A 1,069-nucleotide genomic window follows, 5' to 3' on the forward strand; every position below is an offset into this window, starting at 1 on the left:
CTGGGCTGCTCCACCGGTGCGGTCACCGTCCACGCACCGGTGGTGGCGTCCGTGGGCACCTGCACGGTGGTGCCATCGGGCCAGGTCACCGTCACCGTAGAGCCCGGCTCACTGACCGTGCCCGAGACCGTGGGCTTGTTGTCGCCATCGGCATCGCTGATCGCAACCGTGGTGCTCGGCGCTGTGGTGTCCACTGTATAGCTCTGCGAGCCCGTCACCGGTGCGCTGGCGTTGCCCACCGCATCGGCAAACGTGGCCTCGGCCGTGACCGTGGTGTCCTGGGCTGCGGCCAGATCCGCACCCGGCACCTGGGCCGTCCAGGTGCCATCCCCGTTGTCGGTGGCTGCATACGATTGACCGCCCACCCACACAGTGACTGTTGTGGAGGCTGCATCGGCAGGCACATTGGCCAGCGTCACGTTCACGGGCACAGTGGCGCCTGCTTCCGTGCTGTTGACCACGCCATCACCGGCAATGACGCCCACAGTCACCGTGGTGCCTGCTGCGCCCGTGTCAGGTGGGGTGATGTCCGCCGAGGTCCAGGGTGCGCTGGCACCGGGGCCCGCATTGCCAGCCGCATCGGTGACCACGGTGTTCACAGTGCCGTTGGGTTGCTCGGCCGGTGCGGTCACTGTCCACGCACCGGTGGTGGCGTCCGTGGGCACTTGCACCGTGCTGCCATCGGGCCAGGTCACCGTCACTGTGGAGCCCGGCTCACTGACCGTGCCCGAGACCGTGGGCTTGTTGTCTGTATCGGCATCGCTGATCGCAATCGTGGTGCTCGGTGCTGTGGTATCCACCGCGTAGCTTTGCGAACCCGTCACCGGTGCGCTGGCGTTGCCCGCCGCATCGGCAAACGTGGCCTGGGCCGTGACCGTGGTGTCCTGGGCTGCGGCAAGATCCGCACCCGGCACCTGGGCCGTCCAGCTGCCATCCCCGTTGTCGGTGGCTGCATACGATTGACCGCCCACCCGCACGTTGACCGTGGTGGTGGTCGCATCGGCAGGCACATTGGCCAGCGTCACGGTCACCGGCACAGTGGCGCCCGCTTCCGTGCTGTTGACCACGG

At 68.0% G+C, this 1,069-nt stretch carries 1 protein-coding gene; it reads right to left on the reverse strand.

Going from position 1 to position 1,069, the window contains the following annotated elements:
• Positions 1-1,069: Ig-like domain-containing protein (locus QEP11_RS12895; protein ID WP_284337060.1), on the reverse strand; the 1,069-nt coding region annotated here is incomplete at both ends.

This window comes from Comamonas halotolerans (genome assembly GCF_030162935.1).
Taxonomy (GTDB): domain Bacteria; phylum Pseudomonadota; class Gammaproteobacteria; order Burkholderiales; family Burkholderiaceae_C; genus Comamonas; species Comamonas halotolerans.